Below are 21,436 nucleotides of genomic sequence, written 5' to 3'. Positions count from 1 at the left end.
ACAGCTTGCATTTTTCTAAAATATCACGCTAGATATTTAATAGGTCGTTTTTCTCTCTTCAAAGCTTTTTCCATGACACAACAAGCAGTCCTTGGCGCGCGCGATGTGAATCTTATTCGCGGCGTCTTCTTTCTTCAACCCATCGCGCTTGGCGCCTGGTTTCCACGCATCGCAGAAATTCAGCAAAGACTTCAGGTGAGTGAAGGGGAGTTTGCCCTTGCTCTTGTCGGAATGCCGGTTGGGCTGCTGTTCATGCTGATGTTTGCCGGGCGGCTGACGGAGAAATTTGGTGCGCGCCAGCTTTTGATCGCGGGTCTGTTTGCGTTTATTTGTCTGATGCCATTGCCGACGTATGCCGAATCCATTCTGCAGCTGTTTGTTTATTTGGCAGTTGTTGGCAGCGCATTGGCGTTTGTGGAACTGTGCATGAACGTGATTGCGGATAAAACCGAGCGGAAGAGCGGGCAGCTCATTATGTCGGGCTGTCATGGCCTGTGGAGCCTTGGTGTGCTGGTGGGAAGTCTGATCAGCTCCGGCTTTTCCTGGGTTGGCTATGGGCCATCTGAAAGCATTCTCATGGCAAGTGGTATGGCGTTATTGCCAGCGCTGTTTACCTCCTACAGCTTGACAGAAGGCCGGGAGCCGGATGTCGCTGAGAAGTCTGAAAGTGGTTTTCAAATGCCGAGCGGCGCGCTGATTGCGGTGTGCTTCTTTGCGTTTGGCATCACCATGACAGAAGGGGCGATTGCGGACTGGTCTGCGATTTATGTGACTGATCTGTTTGATCTATCAGCTGGTTACGCGGGTATCGCTTATAGTGCTTTTGCTCTGATGGTGACATTCGGGCGCTTAACCGGAGACTGGTTGCGATCTCGTGTTGACGTTCAGATCGCAGCTGCCGGGATTGTTATCCTTGCTCTCATTGGCGTCGGAATTCTGGTGATTTCGCCGAACTATGCGGTGTCATTGCTTGGTTTCGGGCTGGTTGGGCTGGGCGTTTCCGGGGGCTTTCCGCTGGCTGTTACGGCTGCTGCTGAAAAACCGGGCCGCTCTGCTGCGGTCAATGTGGGCTTGATGACGCAGATTGCTCTCGGCGGTTTCCTCGTGGGTCCTCTCGTCATCGGCTATGCCGCTGATCACCTCGGCATCCAGGGCGGCTTTATGCTGATGTTACCGGCACTTGTGCTGAGCTTGCTGATGAGCCGGTCTCTGATCAAGCGGTGAGGGGAAGTATGAGAGAACTAGAGATTAGTTTTCGGAGCATTCCTGCAACGCTGACCTATAAGCTTCGCCAGCAAGTGCTCTGGCCAGACTCGCCGATAGAACGGGTCATGGTTCCAGAAGATCACCAAGCCCTTCATATTGGAGCCTTTGAAGAAGAAAACCTGATTGGTGTTGGATCTTTCTTCTTCGATCTGCCCTCTGTGAGATTGCGAAAACTGGCGGTGTTGCCAGAGAAGCAAGGGCGCGGCATCGGAAGTAGCCTCATCCGTTTTGCTGCAAACCAGCCTGACCTACAAAAGGTAGACAACATCTGGTGCGATGCAAGAGCAGATGCTGTTTCATTCTATCAGCGTTTGGGTTTCAAGTTTGAAGGGGATGCCTTCCAAAAATTTGGCGTTTCCTACCTGCGCGCACGAGTTGAGCTTGCTCAGCTTTCACAGCAACAGCTGGTGATTGACGAGTTCTTAGATGCTGGACCTCTGGTCACTCATTAAGTGGGGACTACGGGTAGGAACTTGAACCTTATCGGTGCTTTGGTTGGGTCTGATTGCCTGTTGGTTTTGAGCTTCTTCATGAGGGTTTTGGCTTTGCCGACGGCTTGATCCAACTCTTTGGTATTCAGGTGATCTGCTATGTCTTCTTGTGCTTTTAGCGCAGGTTTGCTGCCGTTCTCTGCTGCGATGTAAAACCAGACATAAGCGCTTTCTATGTCCTGCTGAACTCCGCTGCCTTTGTAAAAGGCAAGACCGATGCGATATTGGGCTTCTACATGGCTTTGCTTTGCGGCGCGGAGAACCCATTTTGCAGCATCAGATTCATTCTTTGCAATGCCTTGGCCTGTGGCATTCATACGTCCAAAATTGAATTGTGCCTCAGCATGATTTTGCGTTGCAGCGAGGTAGTACCAGTTTGCTGCTTCAGTGTTGTTTTGTTCTACACCCACTCCGTCTTCGTAGGCTCTTCCGATACGGTACTGCGCTTCGGCATGACCCTTCTCAGCAGCGAGGCGAACCCATCTTGCAGCTGTGGTTTCGTCCTGCTCTACCCCTTGTCCTGTGGCATAAAGAAACCCAAGGTTATACTGAGCATCCGGGTGGCCTTGTTTAGCAGCGAAATGGTACCAAGCCGAGGCTTCTATCAGGTCTTGCGGTAGGCCTGTACCATTGGCGTACATAACAGCGAGGTTGTACTGCGCATCAGCAACACCTTGTTCAGCAGCGCGGATGTACCACTTCAGAGCTTTACTGTAGTCCTGATCTACACCCAGACCGATTTCGTAGATACGTCCAAGATTAAACTGAGCGTTGGCATGCCCTTGTTCTGCAGCCAGACGGAACTTTTCTGCAGCTTTGGGGTAGTCCTGTGGTGCGCCTTTTCCGTTGGTGAAGGCACGACCGAGATTATAATGGAACCCGGCAAGATGTTGCTCGGCAGCCTGATGATATTCCTTTGCAATACCGGCATAGTGCTGCTTTAAGTCTTCGCCAATGTAACGCATGTCTGTGAGACGGTTTTTTGCGATCGCATTCCCGTTATCGGCTGCAAGGCGATAAAACTTTTCTGCTTCGGCGTAGTCCAGTTTTACACCTAGGCCGACGGTGTAAAGATACCCGAGTTCAAGCTGTGCTTTCGCGTGGTTTTGCTCTGCTGCGAGACGGTAAAGCTTTGCAGCTTCAGCATAGTCCTGCTGAACGCCCTGCCCATTTTGATAAAAGAGTGCGAGATAGTATTGTGCTGCTTTGTCACCTTGATCGGTAGCAACTTCGTACCACTTTGCAGCCTCACTGTAGTCTCGTGGTCTGCCTTGGCCATTGGCGTACATTTGGCCAAGTTCTCGTTGTGCTGTCGCATCGCCTTGTTTTGCGGCTTGCATAAGTGATTTTGCAGCTTTGTCGTAATCCTGAAGCCGGGCCTGAAGGCCTTTTATTGCAATCTGTGCTCGGTCATGGTTTTGCTCAGCAGCAAGGCGGAACCACTTTTCGGCTTGTTGATTGTCTTGAGGTACGCCAAGCCCATCCTCATAAAGCACAGCAAGGTTGTATTGAGCTTGGTCATTTCCTTGCCGAGCAGCAAGCCGGTACCATTTTGCTGCTTCCTTGTAGTCTCTTGGTACGCCTAACCCCTTCTCGTACATGTACCCTAGCTTAAGTCTGGCGCCTGAATACCCTTGCTTTATTGAGAGGTGGTACCATTTGATGGCTTCTTTGTAGTCCCTAGGAACACCTCGCCCTTCTTTGTAAAAATAGCCGACATTGGATTGAGCTATTGCATTGCCTTGGTCGGCAGAAAGTCGGTACCATTTGAGCGCTTCCCTGTTATCTTTCCGCACTCCCATTCCTCTGGAGTACATATAGCCAAGTTCAAGTTGAGCACCGGCATGATCTTTCTCTGTGGCGAGGCGGTACCATTTTACGGCTTCTTCATAATCCTTCCGCACGCCGTTACCATAATGGTATAATAGCCCTAGGTTATGTTGAGCGCCTGCATGGCCCTGATCAGCGGCAAGACGATACCATTTTGCTGCTTCAACGTAGTCTTGTGGGACGCCAGTGCCATCTTCGAGATCAATTGCCAGGCTAAACTGTGCCTTTGCATCACCTTGCTTAGCCTTACGCCAAACCTTCATCGCTGCGTTACTATAACGTTTCGGCCCCGCAAGCCCTTGGGCGTAAAAGTAATTAAGTTCGCGTTCTGCTTCCGGATGCCCTTTGTCAGCTGCGAGCAGATACCATTTTTCGGCCTCTTTGAAGCTTTGCGGGACGCCTCGTCCTTTGTGATACAAGTTGGCAAGGCGGTATTGAGCGGCGACGTGACCTTGCTCAGCGGCTAAGCGAAACCATTTTGCAGCCTTGGTATAGTTCTGAGGGACACCTTGTGCCTCTTCGTAGAGAATTCCAAGTTTGTATTGAGAATGAAAGTCACCTTGCTCAGCGGATGCCGAGATGGTTTTGAAATCCTCGGCGTACACTGGAAGGATTGCTTGGCTGGACAGTGAAATGACCAGAGCTGCCAGAGCTAACTTCAAATGCCGCAACTGCATATTTTCCCCCGAATCTGCAACGCTTCAAACAATAGCAGAGATTACAATTTTAGGATTGGACAGTCGTAGTTCCGTCTCAAACAACCTTATTGAAAAGGTGAGAGTCCAAATCGCGATTGCATTTAGCTTTCTACAGATTAGCTGCAGGACTACAAGATCGGGCTGACTGTTGCGATGATGTTGTTTTTTATTCGTTTGAGGTATGACCAACTGGAAACAGTTTCAAAAAAGACCTGATCTGAACTGTCGAGGTATTGCTGTTGCCGTTCCAGAACAGCGTTCGTTATTGCCTTGTCTTGCAACAGAATGTTGTTTTCGTAGTTTAGGTCAAAGCTTCGCAGATCAAGGTTGGAAGAGCCGATCAAAGTGATCTTGTTATCCATTGTGAGTGTCTTGGCGTGCAACAGACCGCCTTTGAATTCAAAGAGATCACAACCAGCCTCCAGAAGTTTGAAATAGTGGCTGCGACTTGCAGCGGCCACGATCCAGCTGTCGTTGACCTTCGGGAAAATCAAGGTGACCTTTACGCCTCGATAAGCCGCTGCGCGCAAGGCTTCCAGAACAGTTTCATCGGGGACAAAGTAGGGGGTCGATAGTGTGAGTTCGAAGCGGGCGGTTGCAATCAGGCAGGCAAAGAGCTGAGGTGTTGCTCCTTTGCGTTCCGTTGGGCCATCGCCCATCACCTGTGCCGGGAACCCTTCTTGTGCCGGTTCTGACTTCAATTCAAAGTCATTTAGCTTTTCGCCTGTTGCTTGCATCCAATCGCTTATGAACAGAAGCTGGTTTTGCGTCACAATGGGCCCGGTCAGGCGTAGCATGATGTCGACCCAGGGAGCGTATTTTGCTTTGACCAGAAATTCCGGATCAGCTGAGTTTCTACTGCCGCAGTAAGTGACTTTTCCGTCGATAATCGTGATTTTACGGTGGTTGCGCAGGTCCAATCTGCTGGTCAGGAGCGTTCGCACTGGTTTGTCCAGCGGCAGGGCGACTGCCAGTTGAACGCCTGCCTCCTTCATCTTCTCCCACAGCTGTGATTTTATGAGCTGGTGTGAGCCGAGACCATCTGCCATCGCGCGGCATACGACCCCTCGCTGCGTTGCTCTGATCAAAGCGTTGGCGAGTGCTGTGCCCGTGTGGTCATTTAGCCAGATGTAATAGAGAACATGCACATAATCCTGCGCGGCATCGATGTCTGCTATCAAGCTGTCGCGGGTCGCTGTGGCATCTTCCATGAGTGTGGCGTTGTTTCCAGCAACTGGATAAAAGCCGTTTATTGAACCAGCATAATGGAAGCTGTTGCGGTATTCCGGGTTGATCAGCTGATCGACATCAGCTGGCGTGCCCATGAATTGCTTAGCGTTTTCATGGATCTCATCAAAAATCTCTTTGTGGCGTTTGTCTGCGCGATGGCCAAGATCCGTTTCTCCAAAGAGGAAATAAATGGCGATGCCGACATAGGGCAGCACGTTCAAAACGATGAACCAGGCGAGGCGAACCGGTGGTGACAAATCATCTCGCAGCAGAATTCGGATTGTAAACGTCAAAACTAATAGAACATGGAAAACTAGTATGAAGGTCATTTGAACTCGGCTGCGTTGAAATTTAGTCCCGTGGTTGGTCGTTGGCAAACGTGTTGGTTAGGTTCACTTCATATTGGGGTTTAGCCAACCCGTATTATTCTCAGTGCCTTCAGGCAGATCCTCATATTTCCCAAGGCGGATATATGCAATTTCCCGAAAGAGCTTAATTGTTGGGCGGAGTCCGAATAAAATTGATCCAACCAGAAATAGCCATGTTCCTAAATAGGTGGTTGCCTCTTTAAAAAAGAGAATGCTGCCAACGACGAACAAGGCTGCTGCAGAGAAATCAACAGCAGTGTAAGCGAGCTCGCAATACGCATAAATTTGCTTATGTCGCTCACTCATTGTGCAATTGTCAGGATGAAATAGTGCCATGGGGAATCTCTTTTATTGGGGGTATAAATCCTGAGTGCGCGCAATACGGGGCACTGGGAGTTTGCTTTGAAGAAAACCGAGGCGTCTCGTTCTCTTACTCTTCCGACTTTGCAGACTTTCTCAGGATCATATCGATCATTGAGGTTGGCAGGATGCGCCGTAGGGTGCCCATGATGTGGGTTGGAACGGTTACGTAATAACGTGCCTTGGCCTTGGGGGCTTCAATGGCGTGGGTGAGTTTTTGGACGACTGCGTCGGGTGGGAGTTTGAATTTTGTGGTGCCACCTTTGGCGAGCATGGAGAGACGGCGGTTGTAGCTTTCGCGGAAGTGGGAGGCGTTCTTGGTCTCCTCGCCGATTTCCTCATAGAACATTTGGACAGCTGTTTTGGAGAACTCGGATTGAATCGGACCCGGTTCGATTAAGCTCACCTGTATGCCTGAGCCATGCAATTCCAGCCGCAGGGTGTCGGTGTAGCCTTCTAATGCAAACTTGGTGGCGTTGTAGGCGCCGCGATAATCCATGGCGACGAGGCCAAGGATTGAGGAGCATTGCACGATACGGCCATGACCTTGCTCGCGCATCACCGGAATGACAAGGCGGGTGAGTTCGTGCCAGCCGAAGAAGTTGGTTTCGAACTGACGGCGCAAGGCATCCGTGGGAAGATCTTCTATGGCGCCAGGAAGGCCATAGGCGCCGTTGTTGAAGAGCGCATCAAGACGTCCGCCTGTGATTGCCAGAACTGACTCAACGGCGGACTGAATAGATTCGGTTTCGCAATAATCTAAATGAAAGGCGTGAAAGCCTTCTGAGCGCAGACGTTCTGCATCCTCTGGCTTGCGACAGGTGGGAAAGACCTGCCATCCTCTTTCTCTCAAAATGTGTGCAGCAGAGTAACCAATGCCGGTGGAACATCCGGTGATGAGGATGGAGCGTTTGTCTTTCACGTATGCGGCCTAAATCTGAGTTAAAGCGGATTGCCGAGGAGGAGTTTTGGGGAAGGGCCGGCCAGGCCTGCTGCTTCGCCGATGAAGTGTTTTTTCAGGAATGGCATGCGCTCAACAAGACCGAGGCCGAGATCGCGGACAGCACGGACTGGGTCGATGTTGTTGGAGAACAGGCGGTTCAGCACATCGGTGGTCATGCCCATCTGCCATGTGTCGAAACGGCGCCAGCTCTGGTAGCGCTCCAGAATGTGTGCTGCACCGATATCGAGGCCGAGACGGTGGGCGTCTACAAGCACCTCTGAAAGGGCTGCAACATCCTTGAAGCCGAAGTTGAGGCCCTGGCCAGCAATTGGGTGGATGCCGTGTGCAGCATCGCCTGCCAGTGCAAAGCGGTTGGAGACGAAAGAGCGCGCCAGCACGAGGTTTAGAGGAAACGCAGCGCGGGGTCCGTCCAGTTTGAGCTCGCCCAGATGATGACCGAAGCGGCGTTCCAGTTCGATTTCAAAGGTGAACTCATCGCCATTGACCAAGCGGTTGGCTTCTGCCGTCTTTTCAGTCCAGACGATGGAGGAGCGGTTGCCTTTCAGTGGCAGTATCGCGAACGGACCGGAGGGCAGGAAGTGCTCTTCTGCGCGGCCATTGTGTGGGCGTTCATGTGCGATTGTGGTGACAATGCCGCTTTGATTGTAGCTCCAGCGATTGCATTGGATGCCTGCGAGATCGCGGAGTTTGGAGCGCACGCCATCAGCTGCCACGATCAAGCGTGACTGGATGGTTTTGCCGCTGCCGAGTGTGATGTTGACGTGGGCTGGCTCTACTGCAAAGTCTTTGACACTGTCGGGCGCGAAGATGTGAACGCCTGCATCTGTGGCTGCATCATGCAATGCGCCGACCATATGATTGTTCTGAACCATGTGGGCAAATGGTTCGCCGTCATCAACATCGCCTGCAAATGTCAGGAAGATTGGGCGCACGCTGTCGTGCAGCTTGCTGTCTGTGACAATCATTTCGGTGATAGGCTGGGATTCATCTTCAAGCTTGTACCAGATGCCGAGTTGATCGAGCATGCGCACGGCGCCTGCCGCGATGGCCGAGGAACGCGGATCGTTCTCGATGGCTGAGCGTGGGCGCAGGTCTACAAGCGCGATTTTCATGGAAGGTTCTGACTGCTTCAAAGCAAGCGCGAGCGATAGGCCAACATACCCGCCGCCGCCAATGGTGACGTCATAAAGGTCTTCGGTGGCGGTCTGTTTCTTGCTCATAGAACTCTTTCCTGTAATCGTTTGCCCTATAACCATTAGGTTAGCCCAATTGATCGTTGACACTATCGATATAGCGCCACACTACTCACATGCAATCGAAATCACTACAAAAATAGGTTTGTCTGTAATGACGAAGGCTGTTGAAAATCTGCTGGACCTTTTGGATCTGGAGAAATTAGAGGAAAATCTGTTTCGTGGCACAAGCCCACAAAGCGGGTGGCAGCGTGTTTTTGGTGGGCAGGTGATTGGTCAGGCCCTTGTTGCTGCCTCCCGAACGGTTGGCGCAGAACGTCAGGTCAATTCGCTGCATGGGTATTTTCTGCGTCCGGGCGATCCGAAGGTGCCAATCATCTATGAGGTTGACCGTATTCGTGATGGTGGCAGCTTTACAACACGGCGTGTTGTGGCGATCCAGCATGGTCATGCAATCTTCTCTATGTCCGCCTCTTACCAACGTGTTGAAAGTGGTATGGAGCATCAGATTGAGATGCCGGATGTGCCGATGCCGGAAGATTTGATGCCGATCTCTGAAATCTCCGATGAACTGATCTCAAAGGCACCGGAGCCCGTGCAGAAGTACTGGAAGCGGGAGCGTCCGATTGAGTTGCGTCCATTGGATTTGGGGCAATATTTCTCTCGCAAGAAGCAAGAGCCGGTGCAGCATGTGTGGGTGCGGGCGGCTTCAAGGCTGCCAGATGATCCGCGTATTCACCAGTGCGTGCTGGCTTATGCCTCTGACATGACGCTTTTGGATACGGCGCTATTCCCGCATGGCATCAACGTGTTTGTGCCAAATCTGCAGGTGGCAAGTCTGGACCACGCCATGTGGTTCCACAGCGATTTCCGCTTTGATGAGTGGTTGCTTTACACGCAGGACAGCCCGCGTTCAGCGGGTGGCCGTGGTTTCAGTCGTGGCAGCCTTTACACGCGGGATGGTGTGTTGGTGGCTTCCGCTGTTCAGGAAGGCCTGATGCGGATGAGGGAGCGTCCTGTACCGGGTAAGGGGTAAGATCAAAGATATTGCTTGGTGCAAGAGCTATACTTTGTCTGTAGCAATCTGTTTGTTTCTTTGATTTTTAAGATGACGGGGTGTGAGCATGTTTAAGCCCAATAGCGTTATTCTCTATGTCGAAGACGTGGAGAAAAGCACCAAGTTTTATACTGATGTTCTGCAAAGCAGCCCGATTGAGCGTTTTCAGGAATTTTCGCTGTTTTCTTTGGGAGACGACGTCACACTTGGCTTGCAGTCTGCGCAGGGGATCGACCCGAAACCGCAACCATCCTTTGGCGGCTTTGAGCTGTCACTGAGTGATGTGAGCCGGGAAGAGGTTGATCAGGTTTACAGTCTCTGGAAAGAGAAGGGCATTTCGATCGTTCTGGAGCCCACTGATCTGGACTTTGGCTACACGTTTGTTGCGACCGATCCTGACGGGCATCGGTTGCGGGTGTGCGCGACTGATACGACCAATGTGAGTTAGAGCACGCTGTGCCGGTTTCTCTAATATCTGTAGCTGTTTAGGGTTTCTCTGGCTTTGTATTGGCGTGCCAAGTCCGCTGTTTGGGTCGTTACAACACGGCGTCCGACGGGCCAGAAGGAAATTGCTGCGAGTTTGAAGGACTGAAGGCCAAAGGGAATGCCTATGATTGTCAGGCAGGTGAGAATGCCGGATATCACATAGCCGAGGAACAGCGAGAGGCCAAACGGCAGCCATAGGATGTTGAAGATGAAACCCAGGACCCCCGTTAAGACAGTGGTTGGCGTTGCACCTTTGTTATCCAGATCTCTTATATGCACAATATCCTTGCCAAAGGGCCATGCCGATAATTTGGCCATTTCCCAGGCTGCTCGTGTGTAAGGGAGGCCAATGATTGTGAGTGCGAACAGGAGGCCGTACACAAGCCACATCAGGGCCAGGTACCAGCCTCCAAGGACAAACCAGATTACATTTCCAGCGTAGCGCATAATAAATATCTCAAATTGATAAATGGATTTTGAGATGTATCTAAGTAGCCGCTACGTGAATTTCAATTCACTGAACCTTTTTCTGTCCAGCCAGCGCGGCGTTGACCAGTGCGAAGGCTTCCGGGGCTGCCCAGTCGGCGGGGCCGAACATGGTGCCGATTTCGCAGCCGTCTTCACCAATCATGATTGTGCTTGGCAGGCCGGGGGCTTTGCCTTTGGTGCGCAGGTTGTTGAAGGTGTCCATGGTGTGGTCTGAGAAGTACGCCAGATCCTTCACGCCGATATCGCTCAGGAACTTCAGCGGCTTTGGATTGTTTTCACCACGGTCCATGTTAACGGCGATGACGTTGAAGTCTTCGCTGCCTGCTTCACGCTGCAGTTTGTCCAGATGCGGCATTTCTTTGCGGCATGGGGCGCACCATGTGGCCCAAAGGTTGAGTAGTTTGGTGCCTTTCAGGTCTGCCATGGTGATGAAGTTGCCGTCAGCATCGTTGAATTTCAGCTGTGAGAGATTCAAAGGCTTCTCGGCAGGCAGGAAAGCGGCCACTTCGCCTGTGGTCAAACCCTTGAGATTTTTTGCGGTATTCATTGAAGAAGAGCAGGCGAGGGCTTGTGGATCCTCACTTTTTTGCTGATTAAGCGCCCATACAGCTCCGCCTACGACGACAAATCCAGCTAATGCTGCAATAAGCCCTTTTCCGAGGCCGAACTTTCCGGTAACTGTCAGTTTCTTCATATTAAACCCAAATCATAATGAGGCTAGACATGAGCAACCGCATGTGGGGGGGCCGTTTTGCGGAAGGGCCAGATGCAATCATGGAAGAGATCAATGCTTCCATTGATTTTGATCGCAAGCTCTACCGACAAGACATAGCCGGGTCCAAGGCTCATGTTAGCATGTTGGCTGCACAGGGCATCGTTAGCGCAGAAGATGCCGAAAAGATAGCTCAGGGTCTAGACACAATTCTGTCAGAGATCGAAGAGGGCACCTTTACCTTCTCTCGTGCGCTTGAAGACATTCACATGAATATCGAAGCGCGTCTGGCTGAATTGATTGGCCCGACCGCTGGCCGTCTTCACACAGCTCGTTCACGTAACGATCAGGTTGCCACAGATTTCCGTCTTTGGGTACGCGACTCTTTGGACGATCTTGAGGCACAGGTGACAGACCTGATGCAGGCGCTTGCTGAAAAAGCAGAAGAGCATGCAGCGGTTGTGATGCCGGGCTTTACACACTTGCAGTCCGCTCAACCAGTGACTTTCGGCCACCACCTGATGGCTTATGTCGAGATGTTCTCTCGTGACCGCTCCCGTCTGCAAGATGCGCGTGCGCGTATGAATGAGAGCCCTCTTGGCTGTGCTGCGCTTGCTGGGACATCTTTCCCGATTGACCGTGAGATGACTGCGGCTTCGCTTGGGTTTGACCGTCCGACAGCGAACTCTTTGGATGGTGTTTCTGACCGTGACTTTGCCATTGAAGCGCTGGCGGATGCGTCTATTTGTGCGATGCACTTGTCTCGTCTGGCAGAAGAGATTGTGATCTGGTGTTCTGCTCAGTTTGGTTTCATCAAGCTTTCTGACAAGTTTTCGACCGGTTCTTCCATCATGCCGCAGAAGAAGAACCCAGATGCAGCTGAGCTGATCCGTGCGAAGACTGGCCGTATTTATGGCGCGCTGAACTCTCTTCTCGTGATGATGAAGGGTTTGCCGCTGACCTATTCCAAGGACATGCAGGAAGACAAAGAGCAGGCGTTTGACGCTCTGCCGAACCTGTCTCTGGCTCTGGCAGCCATGACTGGAATGATGCGTGACCTTGAGCCGAATGTGAAAACGTTGAAGAAAGCTGCCGGTTCCGGCTATTCTACCGCGACTGATCTGGCTGACTGGTGTGTGCGTGTGGTTGGCATGCCATTCCGTGATGCTCACCATGTGACTGGTGCACTTGTTAAGATGGCTGTCGATAAAGGTGTAGACCTGCATCGCCTGACATTGGAAGAGATGCAGAGCGTTGAACCGAAGATCACGGATGATGTCTACAGCGTTCTTTCCGTTGATAAATCTGTTCGCAGCCGTGTCTCTTATGGTGGCACAAGCCCGGTGAATGTGCGTAAGCAATCCCGCCGTTGGCTTAAGCAGCTTGAGCGTGAGCAGAAGACGGAAAAGTAAGTCTGTTCTTCGGATGATCTTGCAGTCATCGTTGTTACGGTGCAGAAATAAAACTGAGAGTAGGCTCGGGTTCGCCCGAGTCAGTCCTTAGGTCGAATTTCTGGTTTGGTAAGATCATCCAGATTGGAGCAGAGAAAACATGAGCTCGCAAGGCATGAAAGACATTACAAAAAGCCGTAGTTCCAAGCTTTTGATTGGCCTCACAATTGTTGCACTCGGACTGAGTGTTTCCGCTTGTGGGCGTAAAGGCAGTTTGGAAACGCCAAGCCAAGCTCGGGCGACTGCAGATGGTGCACCGCCACCCCTGAACGATGCTCCTGTACCAGAGATCCCTGGAGATAAGGACGAAAGTCTGTTTCTGGATCCGTTGATTGGTGCGGATGAGGATGATCCCGACTTCAATTTTTAGACTGGTTCGCTAAGCCCGCCGGGGTAGAGCCAGCGTAGAGGACCTACATTGCATTACTTTGAGTTTAAGGATGGCGTGCTTCACGCTGAAGATGTTGCGCTGAGCGAAATTGCAGCGGAAGTTGGAACACCATTTTACTGCTATTCCCGCGCGACATTTGAACGTCACTTCAAGGTTTTTGACGGGGCTTTTGATGGAATAGATCATCTGACCTGTTATGCAATGAAGGCGAACTCCAACATCGCTATTTTGACGGTGTTGGCGAAACTTGGCGCTGGTGCGGATGTTGTTTCTGAAGGGGAACTGCGCCGTGCACTGAAAGCGGGCATTCCTGCAAACAAGATTGTGTTTTCTGGTGTTGGCAAGACCCGTCAGGAAATGCGTTTTGCGCTGGATGCTGGCATCCTGTGCTTCAATGTGGAATCCGAGCCTGAGCTGAAGCGGCTTTCTGCCGTTGCTTCCGAGATGGGTAAGACTGCGCCGATTTCTCTGCGCATCAACCCAGATGTGGATGCGAAGACCCACGCTAAGATCTCTACTGGTCTGGCTGCGAACAAGTTTGGCATTGCCTGGGACCGGGCGCGCGCTGTTTACAACGAAGCTGCGCAGCTGCCGGGCCTGAAAGTGACCGGTATGGACATGCATATCGGCTCTCAGATCACTGAGCTTGGGCCTTTTGATGATGCTTTGGAACGCCTTGGTGTGCTGATTGGCATGCTGAAGGAAGACGGTATTGAGATTGACCACCTTGATGTGGGTGGCGGTCTTGGCATTCCTTACGGAAGCGGAATTGAAGCACCGCTGCCGACTGAGTATGCGAAGGTTGTTCGTAAACACATTGAGCGCCTTGGCGTGACGCTGATTACCGAACCGGGCCGCTTGATTGCCGGAAATGCAGGTATTCTCGTTACCGAAACGATTTATCGTAAAGAAGGTGAAGCGAAGAACTTCGTCATCGTGGATGCTGCGATGAATGATCTGATCCGCCCAACTCTTTATGAGGCACACCATGACATTGGTGCGGTGAGCGAAGAGCGTCAGAACGGTGAGCAGATGATGGCAGACATTGTTGGCCCTGTTTGTGAGACCGGTGATTATCTGGCTCGTGACCGCGAAATGCCGAAGTTTGAGGAAGGCGACCTGCTGGCCGTTTACTCTGCTGGTGCTTATGGCGCGACCCAGTCCGGCACCTACAACACGCGTCTTCTGGTGCCTGAAGTTTTGGTTGATGGCGACAAGTTTGCGATCATCCGTCAGCGTCCAAGTTACGATGAGTTACTAAATCAAGACGTTGTGCCGAACTGGGTTGAAAAGGCTTAACTCTGTTTGAAAGCCCCTTAGGTTTGCCAGATTGCTGATCTACGTTAATCGCCGTATGCTCAAAAGAAAAAGCAGGCGGCGATTAGCGAGGCCTTTGTGACCCATCAGAATGAGAATGGCGGCAATAAAAACCTAAAGAATGCCATAGCTTCTGCAAGTGAATTGCGAGAGCATAAGACGCGTTATGGCGAAGGGTCCGGGCTATTTGGCCTGTGGCAGTCCCTGTTTTCTCAAAGATTATCCTACCGATTGAAAAGGCTGGCTTTTAAAGCGCAGCTTTATTTGTTTTGGGAGCGATTTTGGCCCGCCATTCAGGTGCCGCTTATTGTGGCGTGCCTGTATGTTGCCGTTAGCTTTTTAGGGCTGTGGCAGCTGCTTGGGTTTTATGGCTCTGCGGTGGGATCAATCCTGTTTCTCGCTGTTTTCATTTGGAGTTGCTACCCGCTTTTACGTCTGAAGCTTCCCGATGAAGCGGAGGGGCTGCGCAAGGTTGAGCTTGCCAGTGATCTGCCGCACCGACCTTTGCTCTCCTACAAGGATGAGCAGGCGACCGGGATGGATGATGAAGAGGCGCTTGCGCTTTGGTCTGCGCATCAAAAGCGGTTGCGAGAGCGGCTTAAAAACCTGCGTGTTGGGGGCGTTAATCCGCGCGGGTTTGCCAAAGATCCTTATGCCCTGCGTGTTTTCGCCGTTATGTTGCTTGTGGTGGGGTATTCCGTTTCGGATGCGAACCGGTGGTCCAGCCTTTTGGCACCGTTCCAGTCTCAGGGTGTGGGAAGTGTTTTACCTGCTCGCATTGATGCGTGGGTTACTCCGCCAGCTTACACGGGTGAGGCTCCTGTTTTCCTCAGCGGGGATGCCAATCAACTGCGGGATTCTCGAGATGCGCTCTCGATTGCCAGTGGCAGTGAGGTGCTGGTGCGGGCACAGGGCACTGGTGAATTCTCCGTTGTTTATTTTTCGCGCCGTGGACAAGAAGTTTTGGAACCGGAACGTGTTCAGCCGGGAGCTGGTGAAAGCTCTGCAGAGCTGAAAACCACCGAATGGCGGTTTCCGTTGAACTCAAGCGGACGCTTGCAGATCCTTCAAAATGACTCTCCGAAATATTCCTGGAAGATTGCTATTCGCCCTGACTTGCCGCCGCGTATTCGTTTGTTTGATGATCCCGAAGAGCAGCTTTCCGGCAGTCTCAAGCTGACTTATCTGGTGCAGGATGATTACCGCGTGGTTTCTGCTGAGGCTATTATGGAGCAGGTTCAGCGCGGAGATGAGGAGAAGCAAGGCCGATCTCTGGTAGAGGCGCCACGGTTTAACCTGAGCTTGCCGCCCAAAGATTCCAAGATGGCTGTCGGGCAGACCTTTCAGGATTTGACGGCTCATCCATGGGCAGGTTCTGAGGTGGCTCTTGTGCTTGTGGCTCGTGATGAGGCTGAGCAAGAGGGGCGCTCGCAGCCCGTTTATATCAAGCTTCCAGAGCGCCGCTTTAATAAGCCGTTGGCGCGGGCTGTTGTTGAGCAACGTCGTAATCTGGCAATGAACGTTGAGAGCTATCCGCAGGTGGTGGATGCGCTGGATATGCTGATGATTGCGCCGGAGCGGTTCATCGATGATGCCGGGTCCTACCTGCCGTTGCGCTTTGCTTATGCCGAGTTGGTTGCAGCCAATACGGATGAGCAGCTGACAGACATGTTGGACGTGTTGTGGAACGTGGCGCTGACGATTGAGGATGGTGGCTTATCTGCCGCTGAGCGAGCTTTACGTGAGGCACAGGAGGCTTTGCGGCGAGCGTTGGAGCAGGGCGCATCAGAGCAAGAGATTGCTGAGCTGATGAGCGATCTGCGTAAGGCACTGGATGATTACCTGAAATCCATGGCCCAGCAGATGCGCGAGAACCCTCAGCAGCTTGGTCAGATGCCGATGGATGAGAATTCTCAGCAGATTACCCCTCGGGATCTGGATGACATGCTGCGTCGCATGGAAGAGCTGGCGAAAACCGGTTCTTTAGAGGCGGCGCGTGAGCTGTTGGCGCAGATGCAGCAGATGCTGGAGAACATGCAGAACGCGCAGCAACAACAGCAAGCGCCAAGCCAGCAACAGCAAGAGATGTTGCAGGCTCTGGAAGACCTTGGCGAGATGATCCAGAAGCAGCGCAACCTGATGGATGAAACGCACCAGTTTGATCCGGACAGCCAGCAGCGCCGTCCCGGCCAGCGCAATGACCAGCAGAATAAGCGTGGTCCGGGTGGTGAGATGAGCAATGAGGAGGCGCAGCAGGCCTTCCGCGAGTTACAGAAGCAGCAGCGCAATCTCTCTGACGACCTGCAGAAGCTGCTCGACAGCATGGCAAACAACGGCGCCAAGCCGAGCAAGGATCTGGATAGTGCTGGTAACTCCATGGAGGATGCTGGTGATGCGCTTGGTGCGCAGCAGGCGGATGAGGCTGTGTCTGAGCAGAGCCAGGCCCTGGAATCCTTGCGCAAAGGCGCTCAGCAGCTTGCAGAGCAACTGGCTGGTCAAGCTGGTGGGCAAGGGCAAGCAACCAACTCTCCGCTGAACGAGGACCCGCTTGGCCGTATGCGCCGTGTTGAGGGGCCGGAGTTTGGCAGTCAGGTGAAAGTGCCTGATGAGATTGAGGTTCAGCGGGCGCGGCGTATTCTGGAAGAGCTGCGCCGCCGGCTTTCCGATCCTGACCGCCCGCAGCTTGAGCTGGAGTATCTGGAACGGTTGATGAAGCGCTACTGATCAGCGGTTTCAGGATGCTTTAATGAAGAGTTAGAAAACTAGATTGATCGCGATGTCGGTCCTTCCAGTTTTCTTTGCCATTTGGCGGCTCCTTCATTGTCGTGCCTGCTTTAGCTCCTATACTTTCGCCATGAGCCAGACAGACCCAAACAAACCTGAAGTTCTGTCACACATCATCGAAGAGGTGATGGATGACTGCATCAGGGTGTTTGTGCTTAAAGGGCTGCAAGCCTGTTCCATGGAGGACTTCTATGAGGCCTGTGGACCACATCGGGCGTATGTGGAAGAGCATTTCACGACTAAGCAAGACTTCTGCGCTGCGGTTTTGCTGTGGTGGCTCAACAGCATTTTTGCAGAGCTGAAAAGCACCATTTCACTGCACTCCAATCTGCATTCGGCTATCGAAGCGGTGCTATATGAGTTCATCGATATCTGTGTCGGTCATCGTGAAAGCAAGCACGGCGATAAGTTTTGTGTGCTCGACAATATGGCGTTGTTTGATGAGGAGCTGCTGGCGAAGTTTGCGATGTATTATCAGGAGGGTGTGAAGCATTTTCGCCTGAAGTTCATGGATCTGAAGAGTGAGCTTAAAGACCCTGATGACATTGAGAAGCTTCTGATCTTCTATGTGATGATCCTTGAGGGGCTTTATGTTCTGATCCGGCGTGGGTTCTCCCGTAACATGCTTTTTGAATATGCTGATATGAGCCTGCACACGCTGGAATTTTATGAAAAGCGCCCGTCTGATAAGGCAGCTGATTAAAGGTCCGCAGGCACCGGCTGCGAAACTGAAGCTGGATGAGGGCGTTAGAGATTGGCTTAGCTGGTCACGGCTTGTCTGAGCAGTTGCTGTGCAAGTGTGAGGGCGGGGTCGTTGCCTTGGCGGATGTCTTCTGGTGTTGGCATAACCGGATAATCCGGATGTATCCCAACTCCTTCGAACCTTGTCCCATCTGGAAAATCAGTACGCTTTGCCGAGATTGTGAGCTGTGTTTTTGGCAGAGGTGCCTCAAAATAGGGTTGTCCAGTTGAGCCCGCGGACGCTTCTCCAACGATTGTTGCGCGTCCGGAATGTTTTAGAGGTATCAAGAGATCTTCGGTTGCTGAGCCGCTGCCAATATCAATCAGAATAATCAGCTTTCCTCGAAACGGTGTGGCACTGGCCGGGAAGGTCTCGCCGTTTGTGAGGAGATGCATGGGCGTTGTTTCAGCGTTGGGCTGGGTGTGATGTGCGGAGAGTTCTCCGTTTTGCCATGCAGCCACGCCTTGTTCAGCCTTCTCCAGTCCAGTGAACTGAGGTGTTCGTTCCATCCAGATTGAGATTGGCTCCAGGCAGAGTTTTTTCATGAGCTTCATGGGTGTGTTGCCGCCGCCATTGCCACGTAAGTCAAGGATGAGTGGGGACTGATTGTCGATCTGGCTTAGGAAGGCGAGAGCTTGTTCCTCGTACTCTGGTTTTGAGAAGCTGCGGATGATCAGGCGTGGATGCTTTCCCGACGTGTCGAGTTCAAATGCTTTGAGATATGAAAGCGGATGCTTGTGTCCTGCGCGGGTGATCTGCAGGCTTTGCCCGTCGTAAAGTGTGATGTTGAGTTGGTTTGGCAAAAGAAAGCTATTGAATAGCAGCAGGTTGCGTTCTGCCGCTTCTGGCTTTGAGGCGCTGACAAGCTTTGTGTACCCTGCAAAGAACACATCAGCAGGAAGGTTGTTGACCTGCTCTATGATGTCTCCGGTTTTGATGTCTGTGCGGGTTGAGCCACAAACAGTCCATGCGTGCTTTGAGGCTGATACGGGTAGCGGGCGTGCCCAGAACCCGAAGCCTGAGTTTTGCAAGAGCGTGAAATCAATGAAGTGGGTATGTGCGTTCTTAAGGCGAGCCAGATAGCTCTGTGTTGCGAGCAGGAAGCCACGGCGATCTTCGACGTCTTCCAATGCACCTAGATAGCGAAAGTAGAGATCTGCGTTGCTGGTTTCCGGGATGTTTTCCCAATGCGCGAAACAGCTTTCTACCGCTGAATATATTCGGCTGGCTGCATAGTATTTTGCTACAGGAGGAAGGGGCGCTGCCGGGTCTTCCAAGCGCATCATTGCTTGTTGAAGGGCAGAAGTCTCTTGTTCCATGGGAAAGCTCACTCAAAACCAACAATGAAATATGCACATAGAAGATCAGGAAACCCTGATTTTGTACAGCGTGTTGGGTTTAGGTTTGGAGCTTGAGACTGAAAAAACAAAACGCGACCGCTCGGAAGAGGGATCGCGTTTCTTGAAACTTTATTGGGGAAGGGCTTTAAGCAAACGCGGTTTGCTGAGAGCCTTCTTCTTCTGCCAAGGCAGTGGTGACGGCTTTTCTGACTTCCACCAGTGAAAATGGTTTTGTCAGTACGTCCTTCACGCATTTACCGACTTCTTCAGAGCGTTCACGCTGGTCTGCGTAACCGGTCATCAAAAGGATTGGCAGGCCCGGATAGCGAGCGCTACTTTGCATAGCAAGTTCGATACCGTCCATCTCCGGCATTCTGATGTCGGAGAGCAGAAGGTCAAACCTGCCCTGCTGTTGCAGCAGTACAAGAGCGGCTTCGGCGCCATCTTCTACGGCGGTCACTTTGTGCCCGTCCAGCTCCAATGCACGTTTTACAAAGGCGCGGACCGCATCATCGTCTTCCGTCAGAAGTATGTGAGCCATTATAGCCCCCCTAGTTAGTCGTCACCTTCCTGCGGCACATAGCCGATGAATGGTAACTGTCTCCATGCATGCCCCATGTCCATGCCGTAGCCGACGACGAATTTATCCGGACAATCAAAGCCCGTATAATCCGATTTAACATCGGCTTTTCTGTGGTTCGGTTTGTCCAGGAGTGCAGCAATCCGGACAGACTTGGCTCCACGTTCGGCGATCATGTCGCGTGCAAACTTCAGAGTGCGGCCGGATTCAAGAATATCATCAACCAAGATGACGTCTCTTCCGGTCACGTCGCTTTCGATATCGCGGAGGACTTTTACCTCTCCTGACGACACCGTTCCACTTCCATAACTTGAAAGGTGTAAAAATTCCATTTCCGGAACGGAACCTGCCCTGTGCAAAGCACGGGCAAGGTCAGCTGCAAAAATGAAGCTTCCTTTCAAGACCGCTACTACGAGGAGATTGTGAGGCTTGTCCTGTGAGATAGCTTCTGCGACGGCTTTTACGCGTGCCGCGATTGCTTCTTCATCAAACAGCACGCGGATTTCCGGGTTACCGGTCATCTAATGCTCGCTCTTTTCTTTTGGCGCTCAACAAAGCGCAATTGAATGTCGGCGGCTCGCTCTGGCGGATTGTTTAGCCGAGCTCTGAACCGGGTTTTATCACCTGGTGCAAGCCAGTCTTCTCTTGGCTCAACAATCCAGGAGTGTATCTCTTGCGTGTCCAGTGAGCGCAACGCCAGCTTAATCGCCGGAATATACGTCTCGCTTCTTGTAACATTTTCTACAGAGCCTTCCACAACAAGCACGACGGAACCGTCGTCCACCTCACGGAATGTTCTCAGATCCTTAAATACAAGACCACGCAGATTTACGGTCATACCAGCCAACTGGTAAAGACCAGCCAAATCGGGGAAGGTTCTTACTATTGATTCACGGTAGTGCACAGCTGAAAAACAGAGTGCGAGTGAAGCAGCAAGAAGACTTGCGCCCAGCAGGCCTTTCGCGCTTATAACACCTGATTTGCGGGATGACTTGGTTTTTTTTCTAGATCTTCGGTTGGACTTTTGAGAGGTGCCTTCAGATTTCTTTTTATCGTCGGGTTTATCCTCTTCAGAACCCATTGGTTCTTCTGATGCCTCATAAGAGTTGCCGGCCTTGTCACTGGACTGAGTGCCGGTGTCCTTGCCCATAGAACCGCTTGAATCTGAAGGTTCTTCCTTGGGTTTTCCTACAAGGTCTTCTTCTGAAAATGCTTCGTGACGATCTGCTTTATCGCCGAGACCAGCCCAATCGCTTTCATCCAAGCTTTCGGAGAACGAGGGCTCTTTGCGGTCGTCATCGGGTGTTGAATTGTTGTGTACTTCGGGCTCAGCATCGAGTGCAGCAGCCCAATCGTCCTCTACCTCTGGTGTAACCTGCCAGATATGATTGCAGCTGGCGCATTTTACTTTGCGGCCAGTCTCTCCAATTTTGTCCGTTGGGATCTCGTAGGCAGTATTACATTGAGGGCAGATAATTTTCATCGAGCGTGGTCCAAAAGCGGTCGGCCTTTAAAAGGAATGGACAAGCCGCTTAAATCCTTCATTTTCTAGCGTATTCGTCTTCGAGAGCCGAAGGAGGCTGTCGGGAACACGTCTCAGAGCCACCAAATATGCAATATACTCACAAGTACTCAACTGCGTAGGCTTTGACTAGCCTAAATACTGGTGCTTCACGTCAGGTTGAGT

At 51.9% G+C, this 21,436-nt stretch carries 20 protein-coding genes; 9 read left to right on the top strand and 11 right to left on the bottom strand.

The window, feature by feature from the left end; all coding sequences use genetic code 11:
- Positions 1-72: 72 nt before the first annotated feature.
- Together PsAD13_RS01505 and PsAD13_RS01500 are read left to right on the top strand one after the other, a co-directional pair.
- Entirely contained in the window at positions 73-1,224 is a 1,152-nt protein-coding gene (locus tag PsAD13_RS01505) for an MFS transporter (RefSeq protein WP_063286198.1), read from the top strand.
- Between the two features lie 8 nt (positions 1,225-1,232).
- A complete protein-coding gene (locus tag PsAD13_RS01500) occupies positions 1,233-1,718 on the top strand; it encodes a GNAT family N-acetyltransferase (RefSeq protein WP_063305985.1) in 486 nt (161 codons plus the stop codon).
- On the opposite strand, the gene PsAD13_RS01495 is transcribed toward PsAD13_RS01500, so the two are convergent.
- From PsAD13_RS01495 to PsAD13_RS01475, 5 genes are all read right to left on the bottom strand, one after another.
- Complete coding sequence (locus PsAD13_RS01495; RefSeq protein ID WP_063317096.1) at positions 1,715-4,264, bottom strand: tetratricopeptide repeat protein; 2,550 nt, start codon at positions 4,262-4,264, stop codon at positions 1,715-1,717. The genes PsAD13_RS01500 and PsAD13_RS01495 overlap by 4 nt on opposite strands.
- A gap of 149 nt (positions 4,265-4,413) precedes the next feature.
- Complete coding sequence (cls, locus tag PsAD13_RS01490; protein ID WP_063317095.1) at positions 4,414-5,844, bottom strand: cardiolipin synthase; 1,431 nt, start codon at positions 5,842-5,844, stop codon at positions 4,414-4,416.
- A gap of 63 nt (positions 5,845-5,907) precedes the next feature.
- Positions 5,908-6,219, bottom strand: coding sequence for a YrhK family protein (locus PsAD13_RS01485; protein ID WP_063317094.1), 312 nt, complete (start codon positions 6,217-6,219; stop codon positions 5,908-5,910).
- A gap of 94 nt (positions 6,220-6,313) precedes the next feature.
- Complete coding sequence (locus tag PsAD13_RS01480) at positions 6,314-7,165, bottom strand: SDR family oxidoreductase (protein ID WP_063317093.1); 852 nt, start codon at positions 7,163-7,165, stop codon at positions 6,314-6,316.
- Positions 7,166-7,185: 20 nt separating this feature from the next.
- A complete protein-coding gene (locus PsAD13_RS01475; protein ID WP_063286194.1) occupies positions 7,186-8,427 on the bottom strand; it encodes a ubiquinone biosynthesis hydroxylase in 1,242 nt (413 codons plus the stop codon).
- A gap of 127 nt (positions 8,428-8,554) precedes the next feature.
- Between PsAD13_RS01475 and tesB the strand changes: the two genes are divergently transcribed.
- Complete coding sequence (tesB, locus tag PsAD13_RS01470) at positions 8,555-9,436, top strand: acyl-CoA thioesterase II (protein ID WP_057464641.1); 882 nt, start codon at positions 8,555-8,557, stop codon at positions 9,434-9,436.
- Between the two features lie 88 nt (positions 9,437-9,524).
- On the top strand, positions 9,525-9,905 hold the full coding sequence (locus PsAD13_RS01465; RefSeq protein WP_063286193.1) for a VOC family protein: 381 nt from the start codon (positions 9,525-9,527) through the stop codon (positions 9,903-9,905).
- Positions 9,906-9,925: 20 nt separating this feature from the next.
- Here the strand turns inward: PsAD13_RS01465 and PsAD13_RS01460 are convergent, their stop codons facing one another.
- Together PsAD13_RS01460 and PsAD13_RS01455 are read right to left on the bottom strand one after the other, a co-directional pair.
- Entirely contained in the window at positions 9,926-10,390 is a 465-nt protein-coding gene (locus tag PsAD13_RS01460; protein WP_057464643.1) for a YccF family protein, read from the bottom strand.
- A gap of 67 nt (positions 10,391-10,457) precedes the next feature.
- Positions 10,458-11,126 (bottom strand): TlpA disulfide reductase family protein, encoded by a 669-nt coding sequence (locus PsAD13_RS01455; protein WP_063317092.1) that lies wholly within the window; start codon positions 11,124-11,126, stop codon positions 10,458-10,460.
- A gap of 29 nt (positions 11,127-11,155) precedes the next feature.
- On the opposite strand from PsAD13_RS01455, the gene argH reads away from it, so the two are divergent.
- From argH to PsAD13_RS01430, 5 genes are all read left to right on the top strand, one after another.
- The gene (argH, locus tag PsAD13_RS01450) at positions 11,156-12,556 is read left to right on the top strand and encodes an argininosuccinate lyase (RefSeq protein WP_063286190.1); all 1,401 of its coding nucleotides are present in this window, start codon (positions 11,156-11,158) and stop codon (positions 12,554-12,556) included.
- A 139-nt stretch (positions 12,557-12,695) separates the two neighbouring features.
- Positions 12,696-12,965: a lipoprotein gene (locus PsAD13_RS01445; protein WP_057464646.1), complete on the top strand. Its 270-nt coding sequence runs from the start codon at positions 12,696-12,698 to the stop codon at positions 12,963-12,965.
- A 48-nt stretch (positions 12,966-13,013) separates the two neighbouring features.
- Positions 13,014-14,285 (top strand): diaminopimelate decarboxylase, encoded by a 1,272-nt coding sequence (gene lysA, locus PsAD13_RS01440; protein ID WP_063305981.1) that lies wholly within the window; start codon positions 13,014-13,016, stop codon positions 14,283-14,285.
- 96 nt (positions 14,286-14,381) lie between these two features.
- A complete protein-coding gene (locus PsAD13_RS01435; protein WP_063317091.1) occupies positions 14,382-17,027 on the top strand; it encodes a TIGR02302 family protein in 2,646 nt (881 codons plus the stop codon).
- A gap of 130 nt (positions 17,028-17,157) precedes the next feature.
- Positions 17,158-17,790, top strand: coding sequence for a TetR/AcrR family transcriptional regulator (locus tag PsAD13_RS01430; protein WP_057464717.1), 633 nt, complete (start codon positions 17,158-17,160; stop codon positions 17,788-17,790).
- A gap of 56 nt (positions 17,791-17,846) precedes the next feature.
- On the opposite strand, the gene PsAD13_RS01425 is transcribed toward PsAD13_RS01430, so the two are convergent.
- The 4 genes from PsAD13_RS01425 to PsAD13_RS01410 form a co-directional block, all read right to left on the bottom strand.
- Positions 17,847-19,148, bottom strand: a complete 1,302-nt coding sequence (locus PsAD13_RS01425; protein WP_063317090.1) for a S41 family peptidase — start codon at positions 19,146-19,148, stop codon at positions 17,847-17,849.
- A gap of 166 nt (positions 19,149-19,314) precedes the next feature.
- On the bottom strand, positions 19,315-19,710 hold the full coding sequence (locus PsAD13_RS01420; RefSeq protein ID WP_063286186.1) for a response regulator: 396 nt from the start codon (positions 19,708-19,710) through the stop codon (positions 19,315-19,317).
- Between the two features lie 14 nt (positions 19,711-19,724).
- Entirely contained in the window at positions 19,725-20,270 is a 546-nt protein-coding gene (gene hpt, locus PsAD13_RS01415; RefSeq protein WP_057464651.1) for a hypoxanthine phosphoribosyltransferase, read from the bottom strand.
- On the bottom strand, positions 20,267-21,232 hold the full coding sequence (locus PsAD13_RS01410) for a zinc-ribbon domain-containing protein (protein WP_063317089.1): 966 nt from the start codon (positions 21,230-21,232) through the stop codon (positions 20,267-20,269). The genes hpt and PsAD13_RS01410 overlap by 4 nt, the downstream gene beginning before the upstream one ends.
- Between the last annotated feature and the right edge of the window lie 204 nt (positions 21,233-21,436).

The sequence above is a fragment of the Pseudovibrio sp. Ad13 genome, assembly GCF_001623225.1.
In the GTDB taxonomy this organism is placed as follows: Bacteria; Pseudomonadota; Alphaproteobacteria; order Rhizobiales; family Stappiaceae; genus Pseudovibrio.
The sequence above is the reverse complement of the archived record's forward strand: the minus strand, read 5'-3'. Positions and strand labels throughout refer to the sequence as shown.